General features: G+C 66.1%; 17 protein-coding genes and 1 pseudogene. 10 read left to right on the top strand and 8 right to left on the bottom strand.

The window, feature by feature from the left end; genetic code table 11:
• Positions 1-58: 58 nt before the first annotated feature.
• The 4 genes from PVZ80_RS01205 to PVZ80_RS01190 are packed head-to-tail and all read right to left on the bottom strand — an operon-like array spanning position 59 to position 2,662.
• The gene (locus tag PVZ80_RS01205) at positions 59-1,375 is read right to left on the bottom strand and encodes a sensor histidine kinase (protein WP_028682973.1); all 1,317 of its coding nucleotides are present in this window, start codon (positions 1,373-1,375) and stop codon (positions 59-61) included.
• Positions 1,372-2,040, bottom strand: coding sequence for a response regulator transcription factor (locus PVZ80_RS01200; RefSeq protein ID WP_016701954.1), 669 nt, complete (start codon positions 2,038-2,040; stop codon positions 1,372-1,374). The genes PVZ80_RS01205 and PVZ80_RS01200 overlap by 4 nt, the downstream gene beginning before the upstream one ends.
• Positions 2,040-2,354, bottom strand: a complete 315-nt coding sequence (locus PVZ80_RS01195) for a PepSY domain-containing protein (protein WP_198919121.1) — start codon at positions 2,352-2,354, stop codon at positions 2,040-2,042. The genes PVZ80_RS01200 and PVZ80_RS01195 overlap by 1 nt, the downstream gene beginning before the upstream one ends.
• The gene (locus tag PVZ80_RS01190) at positions 2,354-2,662 is read right to left on the bottom strand and encodes a PepSY domain-containing protein (RefSeq protein WP_007930566.1); all 309 of its coding nucleotides are present in this window, start codon (positions 2,660-2,662) and stop codon (positions 2,354-2,356) included. The genes PVZ80_RS01195 and PVZ80_RS01190 overlap by 1 nt, the downstream gene beginning before the upstream one ends.
• 160 nt (positions 2,663-2,822) lie before the next feature.
• Between PVZ80_RS01190 and PVZ80_RS01185 the strand changes: the two genes are divergently transcribed.
• The 8 genes and pseudogenes from PVZ80_RS01185 (at position 2,823) to codA (ending at position 9,631) form a co-directional block, all read left to right on the top strand.
• A complete protein-coding gene (locus tag PVZ80_RS01185) occupies positions 2,823-3,902 on the top strand; it encodes a patatin-like phospholipase family protein (RefSeq protein ID WP_273863335.1) in 1,080 nt (359 codons plus the stop codon).
• A 97-nt stretch (positions 3,903-3,999) separates the two neighbouring features.
• Positions 4,000-4,356 carry a 6-carboxytetrahydropterin synthase QueD gene (gene queD / locus PVZ80_RS01180; RefSeq protein ID WP_007930577.1) on the top strand — a complete coding sequence of 119 codons (357 nt, stop codon included), beginning with the start codon at positions 4,000-4,002 and terminating at the stop codon, positions 4,354-4,356.
• A 148-nt stretch (positions 4,357-4,504) separates the two neighbouring features.
• Positions 4,505-4,690 (top strand): annotated as a pseudogene (locus tag PVZ80_RS01175) (GNAT family N-acetyltransferase); the annotation flags it as partial.
• A gap of 21 nt (positions 4,691-4,711) precedes the next feature.
• Positions 4,712-5,548 (top strand): alpha/beta fold hydrolase, encoded by an 837-nt coding sequence (locus PVZ80_RS01170; protein ID WP_016701959.1) that lies wholly within the window; start codon positions 4,712-4,714, stop codon positions 5,546-5,548.
• A complete protein-coding gene (locus PVZ80_RS01165; protein WP_273863333.1) occupies positions 5,545-6,057 on the top strand; it encodes a nucleoside 2-deoxyribosyltransferase in 513 nt (170 codons plus the stop codon). Before PVZ80_RS01170 ends, PVZ80_RS01165 begins: the two co-directional genes overlap by 4 nt.
• Positions 6,058-6,176: 119 nt before the next feature.
• Positions 6,177-6,800 (top strand): NUDIX hydrolase, encoded by a 624-nt coding sequence (locus PVZ80_RS01160; RefSeq protein WP_273863332.1) that lies wholly within the window; start codon positions 6,177-6,179, stop codon positions 6,798-6,800.
• A 227-nt stretch (positions 6,801-7,027) separates the two neighbouring features.
• Complete coding sequence (gene codB, locus PVZ80_RS01155; protein WP_009049878.1) at positions 7,028-8,299, top strand: cytosine permease; 1,272 nt, start codon at positions 7,028-7,030, stop codon at positions 8,297-8,299.
• Between the two features lie 78 nt (positions 8,300-8,377).
• On the top strand, positions 8,378-9,631 hold the full coding sequence (gene codA / locus PVZ80_RS01150) for a cytosine deaminase (RefSeq protein WP_016701963.1): 1,254 nt from the start codon (positions 8,378-8,380) through the stop codon (positions 9,629-9,631).
• A gap of 181 nt (positions 9,632-9,812) precedes the next feature.
• On the opposite strand, the gene PVZ80_RS01145 is transcribed toward codA, so the two are convergent.
• From PVZ80_RS01145 to PVZ80_RS01135, 3 genes are all read right to left on the bottom strand, one after another.
• On the bottom strand, positions 9,813-10,808 hold the full coding sequence (locus PVZ80_RS01145) for a diaminopimelate epimerase (protein ID WP_257373195.1): 996 nt from the start codon (positions 10,806-10,808) through the stop codon (positions 9,813-9,815).
• Positions 10,809-10,906: 98 nt separating this feature from the next.
• Positions 10,907-12,262, bottom strand: a complete 1,356-nt coding sequence (gene gudD, locus PVZ80_RS01140) for a glucarate dehydratase (protein ID WP_009049881.1) — start codon at positions 12,260-12,262, stop codon at positions 10,907-10,909.
• 23 nt (positions 12,263-12,285) lie between these two features.
• Positions 12,286-13,638 (bottom strand): MFS transporter, encoded by a 1,353-nt coding sequence (locus tag PVZ80_RS01135; protein WP_038633725.1) that lies wholly within the window; start codon positions 13,636-13,638, stop codon positions 12,286-12,288.
• A 352-nt stretch (positions 13,639-13,990) separates the two neighbouring features.
• Between PVZ80_RS01135 and PVZ80_RS01130 the strand changes: the two genes are divergently transcribed.
• Entirely contained in the window at positions 13,991-14,707 is a 717-nt protein-coding gene (locus PVZ80_RS01130; RefSeq protein ID WP_016701966.1) for a FadR/GntR family transcriptional regulator, read from the top strand.
• Between the two features lie 32 nt (positions 14,708-14,739).
• Here the strand turns inward: PVZ80_RS01130 and PVZ80_RS01125 are convergent, their stop codons facing one another.
• Positions 14,740-15,525, bottom strand: coding sequence for an AraC family transcriptional regulator (locus PVZ80_RS01125; RefSeq protein ID WP_273863331.1), 786 nt, complete (start codon positions 15,523-15,525; stop codon positions 14,740-14,742).
• A gap of 92 nt (positions 15,526-15,617) precedes the next feature.
• Between PVZ80_RS01125 and PVZ80_RS01120 the strand changes: the two genes are divergently transcribed.
• On the top strand, positions 15,618-15,869 hold the full coding sequence (locus tag PVZ80_RS01120) for a hypothetical protein (RefSeq protein WP_028682960.1): 252 nt from the start codon (positions 15,618-15,620) through the stop codon (positions 15,867-15,869).
• Positions 15,870-16,186 lie beyond the last annotated feature (317 nt).

Below are 16,186 nucleotides of genomic sequence, written 5' to 3'. Positions count from 1 at the left end.
GGAGCGAGCTTGCTCGCGATAGCGATCTGCCTGTCACCGCAAGGCTCGGTCCCAACCACTACTGGCGCCCAGGCAACTCGATCAACACCCGCAGGCCGCCCTGCGGGCTTTCCAGCAAGCGCAGCACCCCGCCCCAGCTCTCGACGATATCGCGCACGATGCCCAGACCCAGGCCATGGCCATCGGTCTGTTCGTCCAGGCGCGTGCCACGGCTGAATACCTGGCTGCGCTGTTCCTCGGGAATCCCCGGCCCATCGTCGTCCACCGCCAGGCCGTAACCCTGGGCGGTCTGCCAGACGCTCAGCGCCACTTCGGCATCGGCCCACTTGCAGGCGTTGTCCAGCAGGTTGCCCAGCAACTCCAGCAGGTCTTCCCGGTCCCAGGGCAGTTGCAGGCCGGGGGCCGCCTGATAGCTCAGGTCCAGGTGCTCGCCATGGATCATGTTCAGGGTCGCCAGCAGTCCCGGTAGCTCGGCGTCGCAATCGAACAGCGCGCCGGGCAAGGCATCGCCGGCCAGACGCGCGCGGTTCAGCTCGCGATTGAGCCGCTGCTGCACCTGCTCCAGCTGCTCCTCGAGCAACTGGCGCAACTCCGGGTGCGCTTGCAGCTTGGGGTTGGAAGCCAGGCTCAGCAGCACCGCCAGCGGGGTCTTCAGCGCATGCCCGAGGTTGCCCAGGGCATTGCGCGAACGCTTGAGGCTGTCTTCGGTATGGGCCAGCAGATGGTTGATCTGCGCCACCAGCGGCTCCAGCTCCAGCGGCACCTGTTCGTCCAGTTGCGAACGCTGGCCGCGTTGCAATTGGGCGATCTGTTCGCGGGCCTGTTCCAGCGGGCGCAAGGCGCGGCGCACGGTAAGCCGCTGCAGGATCAGGATCAGCAGCAGGCCGGCCAGGCCCAGGCCCAGGCCAACCTGCTGCATGCGCAGGAAGCTCTCGCGCACCGGGGTGTAATCCTGGGCGACGCTGATGGAAATCGACTGCCCGAGGCGCCGGTAGTCGGTGCGCAGCACCAGCAGGCGCTGGCCTTCCGGTCCCAGTTGCAGGTTGCTGTGCAGGCCGGTCTGCGCAAGTGCAGGCAGGTCCTGGTCCCACAACGAGCGGGAGCGCCAGTGCACGTCATCGAAGTCGATGCGGAAGTAATGCCCGGAAAACGGCCGCTGATAGGCCGGCGACAAACGTCGCTCGTCCAGCTGCAAACCCTGCGGGCCACGCACCAGCGCCACCAGCAGGCTTTCGCTGTCGTTGCGCAGGCCGGCTTCCAGGTAGCGCTGCAAGCCCATCTCGAACAGCCACAGGCTGGTCTGCGCCAGCACCAGGCCGACAATCACCATCACGCTGATCAGGCCCAGGCTCAGGCGGCGCTGGATCGACCTCACTGGGCGCTCCCGCCGAACAGGTAGCCCTGGCCGCGACGGGTTTCGATCACGCTGCGCCCGAGCTTGCGCCGCAGGTGGTTGACGTGGACTTCCAGCACGTTGGAATCGCGCTCGGTCTCACCGTCGTAGAGGTGCTCGGCCAAATGGCTTTTCGAGAGGATCTGCTCCGGGTGCAGCATGAAGTAGCGCAGCAGGCGGAACTCGGCGGCAGTCAGCTGGATATCCACGCCGTCGCGCACCACGCACTGGCGGCCTTCGTCGAGGTGCAGCCCGGCGGCCTGCAGCGTCGGCTGGTTGGCCTGGCCGTGGGAACGGCGTAACAACGCCTGGATGCGCAGGTGCAACTCTTCCGGGTGGAAGGGTTTGGTCAGGTAGTCGTCGGCACCGGCCTTGAGGCCTTCGATGCGTTCGGCCCAGGAACCGCGGGCGGTAAGGATCAGCACCGGGGTCGCCAGGCCGCCGGCGCGCCACTTGGCCAGCACTTCCAGGCCCGGCACTCCCGGCAGGCCGAGGTCGAGCACGATCAGGTCGTAGGGCTCGCTGGCGCCCTGGTACAGCGCGTCACGGCCGTCGGCCAGCCAGTCCACAGCGTAGCCCTGGCGGTTGAGCCCGGCCAGCAGTTCGTCGGCCAGGGAGACGTGGTCTTCCACCAGGAGCAGGCGCATCAGTCATCTTCCTTGTCTTTCAGTAAGCGGCCGGTGGTGGCCTCGAGGTCCAGCTCGCGGACCACGCCCTCGGCGGTCAGCAGCTCGACTTCATAGATGTAGACGTCGTGTTTTTCTTCCAGCTCGGCTTCCAGCAGCTTGGCCCCGGGGTAACGGTCCAGGGCCTGTTGCAGCAACTGTTCCAGCGGCAGGATCACCCCTTGCTGGCGCAGGCGCAGGGCTTCGTCCTGGTCCAGGTCGCGGGCCAGCGCCACCGAGCAAAAAGCCAGAAGCGCCAGGGCCAGCCTGCTGCCAGCGCGTAGATTCACCTTCATTACGTATCCTGATGATCCTTGAGCACCTGGCCGCTCACCGCGTCCAATTCCAGGTCCCACTCAACCCCTTGAGGGTCGCGCATCTCGATCTGGTAGATGTACTTGCCGTACTCCTCTTCCAGCTCGGTTTCGGTGATGGTCGCGCCCGGGTGCTTGGCCAATGCCGTGGCATTGAGTTTTTCAAAGGACACAATGGTACCAGCGTCGCGCAGTCTCAGGGCTTCGTCGGGCCCCAGGTCGCGAGCATGGGCCAGGCTGGCGGTCATGCCGATGAGGGTCGCGGTGAACAGGGCAGTCAGGGTTTTCATGGGGTGTCTCCGGCTTTCTCGTTATGTGTTGCTACGCGGCTCACAATAGCGGGTCGAACTTAATTGAAACTGAATGGCCATCATCGCCAGCGCGCAGGTTTCATTCGGCGCCGCCGGCCCGAGCTTTTATACTCACCCGTCGCTCGAGATTGAGGCCGGTATGACCGCCATCCACATCAAGTTTCCCGCCCTGACCCTCAAGGCCGGCCCACGCGCCCTGGCCCGTATCCGCGCCAACGGCCTGAGCGCGGCCGAAGTCGGCACCCTGCCCGGCGCCGCCGGCGGGCCAAAAGCCCTGGGCATCCAGGGGCTGGACCTGGCGCTGTTCGGCGAATGGCTGCCGGCGGCGCCACGGGAGCGTTCGCTGATCGGTGCCTCGGTGGGTTCCTGGCGCTTCGCCAGCGCCTGCCTGCCGGACGCCGCCGCAGGCATCCGCCGCCTGGGCCAGCTGTACAACGCCCAGAGTTTCGCCAAGGGCGTGACCATGGCGCAGATCAGCCAGAGTTCGCAGCGCATGCTGCACGAGCTGCTCGATGGCCGCGACGCGAGCATTCTCGACAACCCGCACTACCGGCTGAACATCATGGTGGTGAAAAGCCACGGCCTGCTCGCCGACGACCATCGCGGGCGGCTGGGCCTGGGATTGTCCTCGGTGATCGCCGACAACCTGCGTGGCCGCGCGCGCCTGTCGCGGCACTTCGAACGCCTGGTGCTGCACGACCCGCGCCTGGCGCCGCCGCTGCGGGCCCTCGACGATTTCCCCTCGCGCTTCGTGCCACTGGACATTGGCAACCTGCGCCAGGCCCTGCTCGCCTCGGGTTCGATCCCGATGGTCATGCAAGGCGTGCGCGACCTGCCCGGCGCCGGGGCCGGCACCTTCCGCGACGGCGGCCTGCTGGACTACCACCTCGACCTGCCCTACAGCGGCGACGATATCGTGCTCTACCCGCACTTCACCGACCGGGTGATTCCCGGCTGGTTCGACAAGACCCTGCCCTGGCGCCGCGGCAACCCCGGCCGTCTGCAGGACGTGTTGCTGCTGGCGCCGTCGAAGGAATACCTGGCGCGCCTGCCCTACGGCAAGCTGCCGGACCGCAACGACTTCAAGCGTTTCATGGGCGACGACGCCAGCCGCCAGAAATACTGGCGCAGCGCGATGGACGAAAGCCGGCGCCTGGGCGACGAGTTCCTCGAACTGGCCGCAGGTGGTCGTCTCGGCGAACGGCTATTGACCCTTTAGTCAGTGTTTTCCCGCACCCGCACAACCAAGCTGGTAAACTCGCTGCCTGCCTTACATCGCCCGCGGCGATAGCCACCTGACCGAGCTGACCGACACTGTGGAAATCTTCAAAGAATTTACCTTCGAATCCGCCCACCGCCTGCCCCACGTGCCTGCCGGCCACAAGTGCGGGCGCCTGCACGGCCACTCGTTCAAGGTGGCCATCCACCTGAGCGGCGACCTCGACCCGCACACCGGCTGGATTCGTGACTTCTCCGAAATCAAGGAGATCTTCAAGCCGCTCTACGAGCGCCTGGACCACAACTACCTGAACGACATTCCCGGCCTGGAAAACCCCACCAGCGAAGTGCTGGCCAAGTGGATCTGGAACGAGCTCAAACCCCTGCTGCCCGAGCTGAGTGCGATCCGCATCCACGAGACCTGCACCAGCGGCTGCATCTATCGCGGCGAATAAACCGTCGCCCGCTTGAGAAAAACCACCGCCCGCGGTGGTTTTTTTATGCCTATGCCTGCCCGCTCGGCCCTCGCGCCTTGAGCGGAGAACGCCCCCTCATGCCCTCGACCATTCGCCCGGCCACCGTGGCCGACCTGAGCCTGATCCAGGCCGGCAATGGCCGGACTTCGCTGAACGACAGGCGCTCGCCGTCGGTCATAGCTGCATCCGGCTTTACACCCACGAAGCCATGAGCGAAAACATCGCCCTGTACACGCGTCGTGGTTACACCAAGAGCCACCGCGCCGAGGAGCACGGGCTGCGCCAGGTCTACATGAGCAAGGCGCTGGACTGATCACCCGCAGAGGACCACAGCATGAGCGATTGGCCGCTGGATCGAACCTACAGCTTCAATGGGTACACCGTTCGCTACGCGATTCACGGTGAGGGCCCGCCCCTGGTATTGGTGCACGGCACGCCCTTCTCTTCCTACGTCTGGCACCGCATCGCCCCGCACTTGCGCGCCAGCCACCGGGTGCATTATTTCGACCTGCTGGGCTACGGCCAGTCGGAACAGGCCGTCGGCCAGGATGTGTCCCTCGGCGTGCAGAACCAGCTGCTGGCCGAACTGCTGGAGCACTGGGGCCTGGAACGCCCGGACGTGGTGGCCCACGACTTCGGCGGCGCCACCGCCCTGCGCGCCCACCTGCTCAATGGCAAGGACTACCGCAGCCTGACCCTGATCGACCCGGTGGCGCTGTCGCCCTGGGGCTCGCCGTTCGTGCAGCACGTGCGCCAGCACGAACAGGCCTTCAGCGGCGTGCCGGACTACATCCAGCGCGCCATTGTGCCGGCCTACATCCGTGGGGCGATCCAGCGCGAGATCCCCGACCAGGAGCTGGCACCCTACGTCCAGCCCTGGCTCGGCGCCAGCGGCCAGGCCGCCTTCTACCGGCAGATCGCGCAGATGGACGAGCGCTACACCACGGAAGTGGCCGGTCTCTATCCGAGCATCCGTTGCCCGACCCAGATCCTCTGGGGCGAGGACGATCAGTGGATCCCCATCGAGCGCGGGCGCCAGTTGCACCAGCTGATCCCCGGCTCCCGGTTCCAGGCCGTGCCCAACGCCGGCCACCTGCTGCAGGAAGACGCACCGGAAGCCATCATCGCCGCGCTGTTGCGTTTTCTGCCCCAGGCCGGGAGCAAGGCATGAGCCCACGCATCTACCTCGCCGGCTTCGATGTATTTCGCCGCGATGCCATCGCCTGCGGCGAATACCTCAAGCACCTGTGCCTGGCCCAGGGCCTGCAAGGCCTTTACCCTTTCGATCAGCAGGTGCCGGCCCAGCCGACGCCGGAGCAGACCGCCCAACTGATCTGCCAGCAGAACCTGCAGATGATCCGCGACTGCGACGCGGTGCTGGCCAATCTCAACGCCTTTCGCGGCCTGGAACCGGACTCCGGCACCGCCTTCGAGGTGGGCATGGCCATCGCCCTGGGCAAACCGGTGTGGGCCTGGTTCGAGACGCCCGCGACCCTGCGCGAACAAGTGCCCCATGACGCCGACGGCCGCGACGCCGAAGGTTTCCTGGTGGAGGATTTCAAGCTGCCGCGCAACCTGATGCTGGCCTGCACCTGGGCCGGCCACAGCCGCAGCGCCGAAGAAGCCTTGCCGCGCCTGGCCGCTTACCTCGCACGACAACGGCCGGCCCCCCCACTGTAGGAGCGAGCTTGCTCGCGATAAATCTTCAAGGTCGATGCAATGCTCAGGGGCCTCATCGCGAGCAAGCTCGCCCCTACAGTGACGGATTCAGCCCCAGCGATTACTTGAGGACAGCCACCATGGAAAACACCTGGCTCACCCACGCCAAACGCTTGCAGGCCCTCGCCTCAACCGGGCTGCATTTCTGCAAGGACCCCTTCGATCGCGAGCGTTACCAGGAAGTCGCCGACATCGCCCAGAGCATGCTCGCGCAACTGGCCGACGTGCCCCTGGAACGTATCGCCGGCCTGGTGTCGGACTTCGCCAAACGCTACTCGACACCCCTGGTGGATGTGCGCGGCGCCTTGATCGAAGACGACCGCATCCTGCTGGTCCGCGAGCGGACCGACGGGCGCTGGGCCATGCCCGGCGGTTATGCCGATATCGGCCTGTCGGCCGCCGAAAACATCGTCAAGGAGATCCACGAAGAAGCCGGGCTCAGCGTCTCGGCCCGCGCCCTCTACAGCGTCCGGCACAAGGCCAAGGGCCCCTTCACCCCCGACACCCGGGATTTCTACAAGCTGTATTTTCTCTGCGAACGCAGTGAGCGCAGCGCCCCGGTGGCCGGCTCGGAAGTCAGCGACGCCGGGTTCTTCGCCCTCGACGCCCTGCCCGAATTGTCCCGCGGCCGCACCGTGGAAGGCGATATCGAAGCGGCCTTTGCCTTCCATCGCGGCGAAACCCGCCTGACCCTGTTCGATTGAGCCCGCGGCCAGTGATCCAATTTGTCTCACCGGCGCACCGCTTTCGCGCCTGAGCCGGCCAATCGGACACGCCACAAAGCAAAAATCCGCTGCTTGTCTATAAATCTCCTGCAGGTTGCACAACGCCGGCTGGGCGCCCCTGACGCCGAGGGCGTTGGCACGGCGACTGCAATGGGCCTGCGTCGCTTACGCACCAGGCCCGGCCTGGGCCAATCAGGGGAAGGCAGATGACGCAGAACGATCCAGGCAACGACTACCCGCTCAGCGAAGTCCCGATGCACGCGCGCAAGGGCCTGGCCTCCACGGCCATGGTGCTGCTGGGCTTCACCTTTTTCACCGCCACCATGTTCGCCGGCGGCAAGCTCGGCGTGGCCTTCAGCTTTGGCCAGATGCTCGGGGTGATCGTCCTCGGCAACCTGCTGCTGGGCCTGTACGCGGCGGGCCTGGGCTATATCGCCTTCAAGAGCGGCCTGAACTCGGTGCTGATGGGGCGCTTCTGTTTCGGCGAGGTGGGCAGCAAGCTCAGCGACCTGATCCTCGGTTTCACCCAGATCGGCTGGTACGCCTGGGGCACCGCCACCGCCGCGGTGGTGCTGGGCAAGTATTTCGAGCTGGGCCAGGGCACGGTGCTGGGGCTGATGGTGCTGTTCGGTATGGTGTTCTGCGCCACCGCCTACGTCGGTTACCGCGGGCTGGAAATCCTCTCTTATATCGCGGTGCCGGCCATGGCCCTGCTGCTGTTGCTGTCGATGTGGGTGGCTACGGTCAAGGTCGGCGGCCTCGATGGGTTGCTGGCCGTGGTGCCGAGCGCCAGCCTCGACCTGTCCACGGCCATCACCCTGGTGTTCGGCACCTTCGTCAGCGGCGCCACCCAGGCCACCAACTGGACACGCTTTTCGCGTTCGGCCAGGGTCGCGGTGCTGGCCAGCCTGATCGGCTTTTTTATCGGCAATGGCCTGATGGTGCTGATCGGGGCCTACGGCGCCATCGTCTACCAGCAGCCGGACGTGGTCGAAGTGCTGCTGTTGCAGGGGTTCGCCATGGCCGCCATGGCCATGCTCCTGCTGAATATCTGGAGCACCCAGGACAACACCATCTACAACTTCGCCGTCGCCGGCTGCAACCTGCTGCGCACTGGCCGACGCAAGACCGTGACCCTGGTCGGCGCGGTGATCGGCACCCTGCTGGCGCTGCTGGGCATGTACGACATGCTGGTGCCCTACCTGATTCTGCTGGGCACGGTGATCCCGCCGATTGGCGGAGTAATCATGGCCGACTTCTTCTATCGCTACCGCGGCCAGTACCCGCGCCTGGCCGACAGCAAGTTGCCGGCGTTCAACTGGGCCGGCCTGGGCGCCTATGCCATCGGCACCGTGGCGGCCTTCGGCTCGCCCTGGGTCGCGCCGCTGGTGGGCATCGCGGCCGCCGCCCTGAGCTACATGCTGCTGAGCAGCCTGTTCGGCGCACGCGCCACCACCGCGGCGGACATCCAGGCATGAACCCGGACCACGCGACGTTGCGGCCGCCGGCCCGAGCGCCGTACCCTGACCGCCTGGATTGAAAAAGGAATCGCTCCGATGCTCATCATCAACGCCCGCCTGCGCAACCGCGAAGGCCTGCACGAACTGCACCTGGAGAACGGTCGCATCGCCAGCATCGCCCGGCAGACCGAAGCCCAGACCCTGGGCCCCGACGACCTCGACGCCGGCGGCAACCTGGTGGTACCGCCCTTCGTCGAGCCGCACATTCACCTGGACGCCACCCTCACCGCCGGCGAGCCGCGCTGGAACATGAGCGGCACCCTGTTCGAAGGCATCGAATGCTGGGGCGAGCGCAAGGTCACCATCACCCAGGAAGACACCAAGGCCCGCGCCCGCAAAACCATCCGCGCCCTCGCCGCCCACGGCATCCAGCATGTGCGCACCCATGTCGACGTCACCGACCCGGAGCTGACCGCGCTCAAGGCCATGCTCGAAGTACGCGAGCAAAGCGCGCACCTGGTGGACATGCAGATCGTCGCCTTTCCCCAGGAAGGCATCGAAAGCTACCGCAACGGCCGCGAGCTGATGGAAGAGGCAATCCGCCTCGGCGCCGATGTGGTGGGCGGCATTCCGCACTTCGAGTACACCCGCGACCAGGGCGTGAGCTCGGTGAAGTTCCTCATGGACCTGGCCGAACGTACCGGCTGCCTGGTGGACGTGCATTGCGACGAAACCGACGACCCGCATTCGCGCTTTCTCGAAGTGCTGGCCGAAGAAGCCCGCAGCCGCGACATGGGTTCGCGGGTGACCGCCAGCCACACCACCGCCATGGGCTCCTACGACAACGCCTACTGCGCCAAGCTGTTCCGCCTGCTCGGCCACTCGGGCATCAGCTTCGTTTCCTGCCCCACCGAAAGCATCCACCTGCAGGGGCGCTTCGACAGCTTCCCGAAACGCCGCGGCGTGACCCGGGTCAACGAGCTGCTGGAAGCCGGGATGAACGTGTGTTTCGGCCAGGACTCGATCGTCGACCCCTGGTACCCCCTGGGTAACGGCAACATCCTGCGGGTGCTGGAAGCCGGCCTGCACATCTGCCACATGCTCGGCTACCGCAACCTGCAGAGCGCCCTCGACCTGGTCACCGACAACAGCGCCAAGGCCCTGGCCCTGGGCGAGCGTTACGGCCTGGAGGAAGGCCGGCCGGCCAACCTGCTGATCCTGTCGGCCGACAGCGATTATGAAATGATCCGCAGCCAGGGCCTGCCGCTGTACTCGATCCGCGACGGCAAGGTGCTGATGAAACGGCAAATGGCCCAAGTGGAACTGCCGGGCGATGCGGGGTTTGTGTAACGGCCGCTGACGTCATCGCGGGCAAGCCTCGCTCCTACAGACGCACGTCAGTCGTGCTGTTGCGACCAACCCGATCCCTGTACGGCTAAGTCATCGCAGCAAGCCTCACTCCGAAACCAAGATCGCGGTCTTCTGTAGGAGCGAGGCTTGCCCGCGATGGCGTACTTGAATACACCTCGATCTAAGCAATACCCACCGCCGTACCGAACAGGCTCACCCGCACCAGTTCCCCACCCCGCTCCTCCAGGCGCAGTGGCGCGGTGCCGCCAGGCATCAGCACCGCGACTTCGCCGGCCTTGACCCAGCCGACCCGCCACGCCGCGCTGGCCACCGCACTGGCACTGGTGCCGGAGGATGCCGTGGGGCCTTCGCCGCGTTCGAACACCCGGGCGGCGATGCGCTGCGGCCCTTCCAGCCACGCCCATTGCAGGTTCACCCCCGCCGGGCAGGGCTCGCCGCTGCCGGTGGGCATGGCGTAGGCAATGCGCGTCAGCGCCTCGGCCAGGGGCGCTTCATTCATCTGCCGGTTGCTCGGCAAGGCGCTGGCATCGCCGACCAGGGTCACGCAATGCGGGTTGCCGATGCGCACGAACTGGCTGCGGCTCCATTCCGGGTGCAGCCGCGCCAGCCCGCGCACCCGACTCAGCTCGACGCAGCTCGAACCGTCATTCTCGACCCCGTGTTGCGCGCCCACGGCTTGTGCACCGAACGCCGGTTGCCCGAGGTCCAGCCAGAAGCCGGACACCCCGGCGACCTGTGCCGGCTCGACCACGGTCGCCACCGGCGACACCCCATCCGGTTTGTCGTGATGCACCCGCAACTCCGTAGGCCCCTGGGCCGGCAGCAGCCCTTGCTCGGTCAAGGCCTGGGAAAAGATGGTCAGCCCATTGCCGCTGCGCTCGGCCAGGGTGCCGTCGGTGTTGACGATCAGCAGGTCGAACGGCGGCGCGTCCTGGAACGGCCCGACCAGCAAACCGTCGCTGCGATGGGCCTTGGCCCCAGCCGGCCGGGTGCCGGGCGCCCAGCCGCACAGGGCCTCGATAACCTGTTCGCTCCAGCTGGCCCGGGCCAGCGCCGCCTCGGCCGCGCTGGCCGGCAAGGCAATCCCCAGCTCACGTACCGTGGCAGGTGCCACCACACCGTAAAGATTGCCGCGGGCATCGTAGAAAGAGGTCATTGCGAGGTTCCAAAAGCAGACGGGGCGCTGACATTACTGTGAATGCAGCGGCCCGGCCAAGCCCTGTGCCAAGCCTCCTAACAGGGTCGGCGCCTGGCTCAGCGCACCAGGCACGGCCGCTTGTTGTCGAAGCGCCAGCCCGGAATCAGGCACTGCATGGCCACGCTGTCGTCCCGGGCGCCCAGGCCGCGGCTGTTGTACAGCTCGTGGGCGCGGGCCAGCGCGTCCAGGTCCAGCTCGACGCCCAGCCCCGGCGTCTGCGGCACTGCCACACAGCCCTCGACGATCTGCAGCGGATTGCGGGTCAGGTGCTGGCCGTCCTGCCAGATCCAGTGGGTGTCGATGGCGGTGATCTCGCCCGGCGCCGCGGCCGCCACATGGGTGAACATGGCCAGGGAAATATCGAAGTGGTTGTTGGAATGCGAGCCCCAGGTCAGGCCCCATTCATGGCACATCTGCGCCACCCGCACCGAACCCTGCATCGTCCAGAAATGCGGATCGGCCAGGGGAATGTCCACCGCTTGCAGCTGGATCGCGTGGCCCATTTCCCGCCAGTCGGTGGCGATCATGTTGGTCGCCGTAGGCAACCCGGTGGCACGACGGAATTCGGCCATCACCTCGCGCCCGGAGTAACCGTTTTCCGCGCCGCAGGGGTCTTCGGCATAGGCCAGCACCTGGTGCTGGTCGCGGCACAGGGCGATCGCCTGCTTCAGCGACCAGGCACCGTTGGGATCGAGGGTGATGCGCGCCTTGGGAAAACATTCGGCCAGGGCGGTGACCGCCTCCATTTCCTCTTCGCCGCGCAGCACGCCGCCCTTGAGCTTGAAGTCGTTGAAGCCATACCGCGCCTTGGCCGCCTCGGCCAGGCGCACGATGCTCTCGGCGTTCAGCGCCGGTTCATGGCGCAGGCGCAGCCAGGCATCGTCGGCCTCGGCTTCGTTGCGGTAGGCCAGGTCGGTCTGGCGCCGGTCGCCAATATAGAACAGGTAGCCGAGCATCTTCACCGATTCGCGCTGCTGGCCTTCGCCGAGCAACGCCGCCACCGGCACACCGAGGAACTGGCCGAGCAGATCGAGCAGCGCCGCTTCCAGCGCGGTCACCGCATGGATCGCGATGCGCAGGTCGAAGGTCTGCTGGCCGCGGCCGCCGGCATCGCGCTCGGCAAAGCGCTGGCGCACCTGGTTGAGCAGCTTCTGGTAGTGGCCGATGGGCTGGCCGACCAGCAGTTCGCGGGCCTCCTCGAGGGTCGCGCGAATCCGCTCGCCCCCTGGCACTTCACCGACCCCGGTGTTACCGGCGCTGTCGCTGACGATCACGATATTGCGGGTGAAGAACGGGCCGTGGGCGCCGCTGAGGTTGAGCAGCATGCTGTCATGCCCGGCCACCGGCACCACTTGCAGTCGGGTGATGAGTGGTGTCTGGCCAGGGTGATGGTGGGTGGATTCAAGCGTCATGGGTCGGTTCCTGTCGGCAAAAGTCAGTGGGATTTGTCCAGCAACGGGCGGGCAGCGCCCAAGGGTGCCGGCGCAGCAACGGCCTTGGGCCGGGTGCGGGCGAAAAACACGATGATCGCGGCGATGATCGAGGTCGCCGCCAGGCCGTAAAGGCCGCCCTGGATCGACCCGGTGCGCTGCTCCAGCAGGCCGAAGGTGGCCGGGGCGACGAAGCCGCCGAGGTTGCCGATGGAGTTGATAAGGGCGATCACCGCGGCGGCGATGCGTGCATCCAGGTAAGCCTGGGGAATCGGCCAGAACAGCGCGGACGCCGACTTGAAGCCGATGGCGGCGAAGCACACGGCGACGAAGGCGAACACCGGCCCGCCGGTGGTGGACAGGAACATCCCGGCCGCCGCCACCAGCAAGGCGCTGGCGACCCAGGCCTGCTGGAACTTCCATTTGCCGGACGCCGCGGCGAAGGCGTACATGGCGATGATCGAGATCAGCCAGGGAATGGAGTTGAAGAAACCCACCTGCAGGTCGCTGAGGTCGCCCATCTTCTTGATGATGCTCGGCAGCCAGAAGGTCGCGGCGTAGATGGTCAGCTGGATGCAGAAGTAGATCAGGCAGAACAGCAGGATCTGCCGGTCCTTGAGCAGGGTCCAGAGCGACGGCTTGACCGGCATCGCCGCTTCGCGCTCGCGCTGTTCGCTGTCGATCGCCTGCACCAGCGCCTCCTGTTCGGCGGGGCTCAGCCACTTGGCGTCACGGGGCGTGGAGTCGAGCCAGAACCAGACAAAACCGCAGAGCAGCACCGAGGCCATGCCCTCGACGATGAACATCCACTGCCAGCCGTGCCAGCCCAGGCCTTCGATCTGCAACAGCGCCCCGGACAGCGGGCCGGAGACCAGCGAGGCCACGGCCGAACCGCTTAGGAAAATGGCGATCGCCTTGCCCCGCTCCACGCCGGGCAGCCAGCGGGTGAAGTAATAGATCACCCCGGGGAAGAACCCGGCCTCGGCCACCCCCAGCAGGAAGCGCAGCACATAGAACTGGGTTTCGTTCTGCACGAAGGCCATGGCCGTGGCCACCAGCCCCCAGGTGAACATGATGCGGGTCAGCCAGATCCGCGCGCCGACCCGCTGCAACAGCATGTTGGACGGCACCTCGAACAGCGCGTAGCCGATGAAGAACAGCCCGGCGCCAAAACCGTAGGCCGCGGCGCCGATGCCCAGGTCATGTTCCAGGTGGGTGCGGACGAAGCCGATGTTGACCCGGTCGATGTAGTTGACGATGAACATGATGACGAACAGCGGCAGCACATGACGCTTGACCTTCGCCACGGCGATGGCCAGCAGGGAATCGTCCCCGGATGGATCAAGGGTGGTATTCACGATGCCTCTCCCACTTGTTTGTTGTTGTGTGCGGGTGACTGGGCAAGCGCCCTAGTTGACAGTCATCATACAAGTAGAAAAATAGCGTCACAAGCGCAGACTCATTACCGAGGCCGGTCTGCAAGGCAATCTTGATCGAGAAAGGCGTTGAAAAATAATCACAACTAATTGATTTTAATTGGATAAATAAAAATTCTTTTAGCTGGAATATTTTTCAGGCCGCACTCACGCAAAGAACCCGCACCGAATCCGGAAGCGACTTATCCGACAACTTGTCATACATATCAGACAAGTTGAGCGCTGCCCGGCCACTTCGGTGATAAGCTTTTTGCTTTCCCTGCGCGACCTTGCCATGAGCACCGAATCCGATATCGCCCCGGGCCGCCGTCGCCCTTCCACCAACCTGGCCCATGACCTGGTCAGCGACCTGACCCGGCAGATCATGCGCGGCATTCTCAAGCCCGGTGACAAGCTGCCGTCGGAAAGCACCATCGTCCGCGCCCATGGCGTCAGCCGCACCGTGGTGCGCGAAGCCATCTCCAAGCTGCAGGCCGCCGGCTGGGTGGAAACCCACCACGGCGTCGGCAGCTTCGTGCTGGAACGCCAGGACACCCACGGCCTGCGCTTGAACGTCGACACCGCCCTGAGCGTGCGCGACATCCTCGAACTGCGCCTGGGCCTGGAAACCCAGGCAGTGGCCCTCGCCGCCCGCCGGCGCAGCGCCGAGCAACTGGCACAGATGCGCCAGGCGCTGGACGACTACCAGCAGTTGCTGGCCAACAACGACAGTTGCGTGGAGGCCGACCAGCGCTTCCACCTGCTGATCGCCGAAGCCACCGGCAACCCTTATTTCGTGCAGATCCTGCAATCCCTGGGCAATGCCCTGATCCCGCGGACCCGGGTGCGCGACGCCGAGCGCGGCGATGTCGACCTGGCGCAACTGGCGACCCTGGCCAACCAGGAACACGAAGCCATCTACGCCGCCATCCGCCGCCAGGACCCGGATGCGGCGCGGGCGGCGATGTGGACCCACCTGAGCAACAGCCGGGAGCGGTTTTCGACGGGATGACGGGAGGCCATCGTCAGCCGAGGTCACGGTACTCAGCCGTTTTCGTGCCGGGCGAAGTAACGCCCCGGCGTCACCCCGAACTGACGGCGGAACATGGCGATAAAGGCGCTGACATTGTCATAGCCCAGGTCCAGCGCCACCCGGGTTACCGCGTCGCCCGCCGCCAGGCGCTCCAGGGCGCGCAGCAAGCGCGCCCGCTGTCGCCACTGGCTGAAGGCAAAGCCAGTCTCGCCGACAAACCGCCGGGCCAGGGTTCGTGGCGAGATCCCCGCCCACCGGGCCCAGGCTTCCAGGCCGCGGTTGTCCGCCAGGTCATCGGCCAGCGCCTGGCAGATTCGCCGCAACCGCGGCTCCACCGGCAATGGCAGGCCGAAGGGTTCCACCGGCAGGCTGCCCAGCTCATCGAGGATCACCCGGGCGATGCGCGATTGCGGCTCGTCCAGCGCGCCTTGTGGCCAGCTCGCCGCGCGCATCACCGCCTCCCGCAACAGCCCGGAGGTGGCAATGATCCGTGGTTGCGCCGGTAGTTCGTGGCAGGCGTCAGGCTCGATATAGACACTCCAGCCGTCGAACGGGCCATGGGAACGCAAGGCGTGTTCGCAGCGGGGCGGCACCCACACCGCATGGGTCGCCGGCACCACCCACTGGCTGTCGGCCGCCGTCACCGACAGCAGGCCGTGGCGGGCGCCGAGCAGTTGGCCGCGGGCATGGCTGTGGGCGGCGGTCTGCCGTTCGATCGGGTTGTGCTGCCACGCCGCGAACAGCAGCGGGCCGCCCTGGGCTTGAGCGAGCAAGGGGGAAACCAAAGGTTGGGACATTGGCTGTTTCACGTCATTCAACGGCAAGAACCAGGCAGTTTAGCCAATCCCCAGGCCGCAGACTGAAGGCTCATTCACACGAGGATTGCTCCATGCGCGCCGAAGACCTGTTACCCGATCAACTCAACCATGGCGATTTCAACGGCACCCGGGTGCGCAAAGGCACGGTGGGGGCGTTCCTGATCAATGCCCGGCTGTGGGCCGATCCGGGCACCTCGGCGCAGCAGCGGCGCATAGCCGAGGAAGATCTGCTGGCCGCCCTGCCGGCACTCCGGGCCCTGGGGCTGTTCGAGCTGATGCAATTACGCGACCCGGCCCTGCGGGCATTGTGCGGGCAAGACTAGCGCCCCCACTAACGCCGACATCCCCTGTAGCCGCTGCCGAGCCCGCGAGGCTGCGATAGACCCGCAGGGTCTCAACGCCCACAAGATCCCCACGAGCGTGCCGCTCGATCGCAGCCTGCGGCAGCGGCTACACAAACATCGGGCCTGACCGGATATCGAGGGTGTCACCATTCCCTGTAGCCGCTGCCGAGCCTGCGAGGCTGCGATAGACCCGCAGGGTCTCCAGCGCCCGCAAGATCCCCACGAGCGTACCGCTTGATCGCAGCCTGCGGCAGCGGCTACACAAACATCGGGCCCGGCCGGAATATCGAGGGCGT

Source organism: Pseudomonas sp. B3G-3, assembly GCF_028640915.1.
Lineage (GTDB): Bacteria > Pseudomonadota > Gammaproteobacteria > Pseudomonadales > Pseudomonadaceae > Aquipseudomonas > Aquipseudomonas chlororaphis_I.
This window is presented reverse-complemented; position numbering and strand designations above follow the sequence as displayed.

Coding starts and splice junctions, on each gene's coding strand:
- PVZ80_RS01200 (WP_016701954.1), bottom strand. CDS start 2,040: ATGCGCCTGCTCCTGGTGGAAGACCACGTCTCCCTGGCCGACGAACTG.
- PVZ80_RS01195 (WP_198919121.1), bottom strand. CDS start 2,354: ATGAAGGTGAATCTACGCGCTGGCAGCAGGCTGGCCCTGGCGCTTCTG.
- PVZ80_RS01190 (WP_007930566.1), bottom strand. CDS start 2,662: ATGAAAACCCTGACTGCCCTGTTCACCGCGACCCTCATCGGCATGACC.
- PVZ80_RS01185 (WP_273863335.1), top strand. CDS start 2,823: ATGACCGCCATCCACATCAAGTTTCCCGCCCTGACCCTCAAGGCCGGC.
- PVZ80_RS01170 (WP_016701959.1), top strand. CDS start 4,712: ATGAGCGATTGGCCGCTGGATCGAACCTACAGCTTCAATGGGTACACC.
- PVZ80_RS01165 (WP_273863333.1), top strand. CDS start 5,545: ATGAGCCCACGCATCTACCTCGCCGGCTTCGATGTATTTCGCCGCGAT.
- PVZ80_RS01160 (WP_273863332.1), top strand. CDS start 6,177: ATGGAAAACACCTGGCTCACCCACGCCAAACGCTTGCAGGCCCTCGCC.
- codB (WP_009049878.1), top strand. CDS start 7,028: ATGACGCAGAACGATCCAGGCAACGACTACCCGCTCAGCGAAGTCCCG.
- codA (WP_016701963.1), top strand. CDS start 8,378: ATGCTCATCATCAACGCCCGCCTGCGCAACCGCGAAGGCCTGCACGAA.
- PVZ80_RS01145 (WP_257373195.1), bottom strand. CDS start 10,808: ATGACCTCTTTCTACGATGCCCGCGGCAATCTTTACGGTGTGGTGGCA.
- gudD (WP_009049881.1), bottom strand. CDS start 12,262: ATGACGCTTGAATCCACCCACCATCACCCTGGCCAGACACCACTCATC.
- PVZ80_RS01130 (WP_016701966.1), top strand. CDS start 13,991: ATGAGCACCGAATCCGATATCGCCCCGGGCCGCCGTCGCCCTTCCACC.
- PVZ80_RS01125 (WP_273863331.1), bottom strand. CDS start 15,525: ATGTCCCAACCTTTGGTTTCCCCCTTGCTCGCTCAAGCCCAGGGCGGC.
- PVZ80_RS01120 (WP_028682960.1), top strand. CDS start 15,618: ATGCGCGCCGAAGACCTGTTACCCGATCAACTCAACCATGGCGATTTC.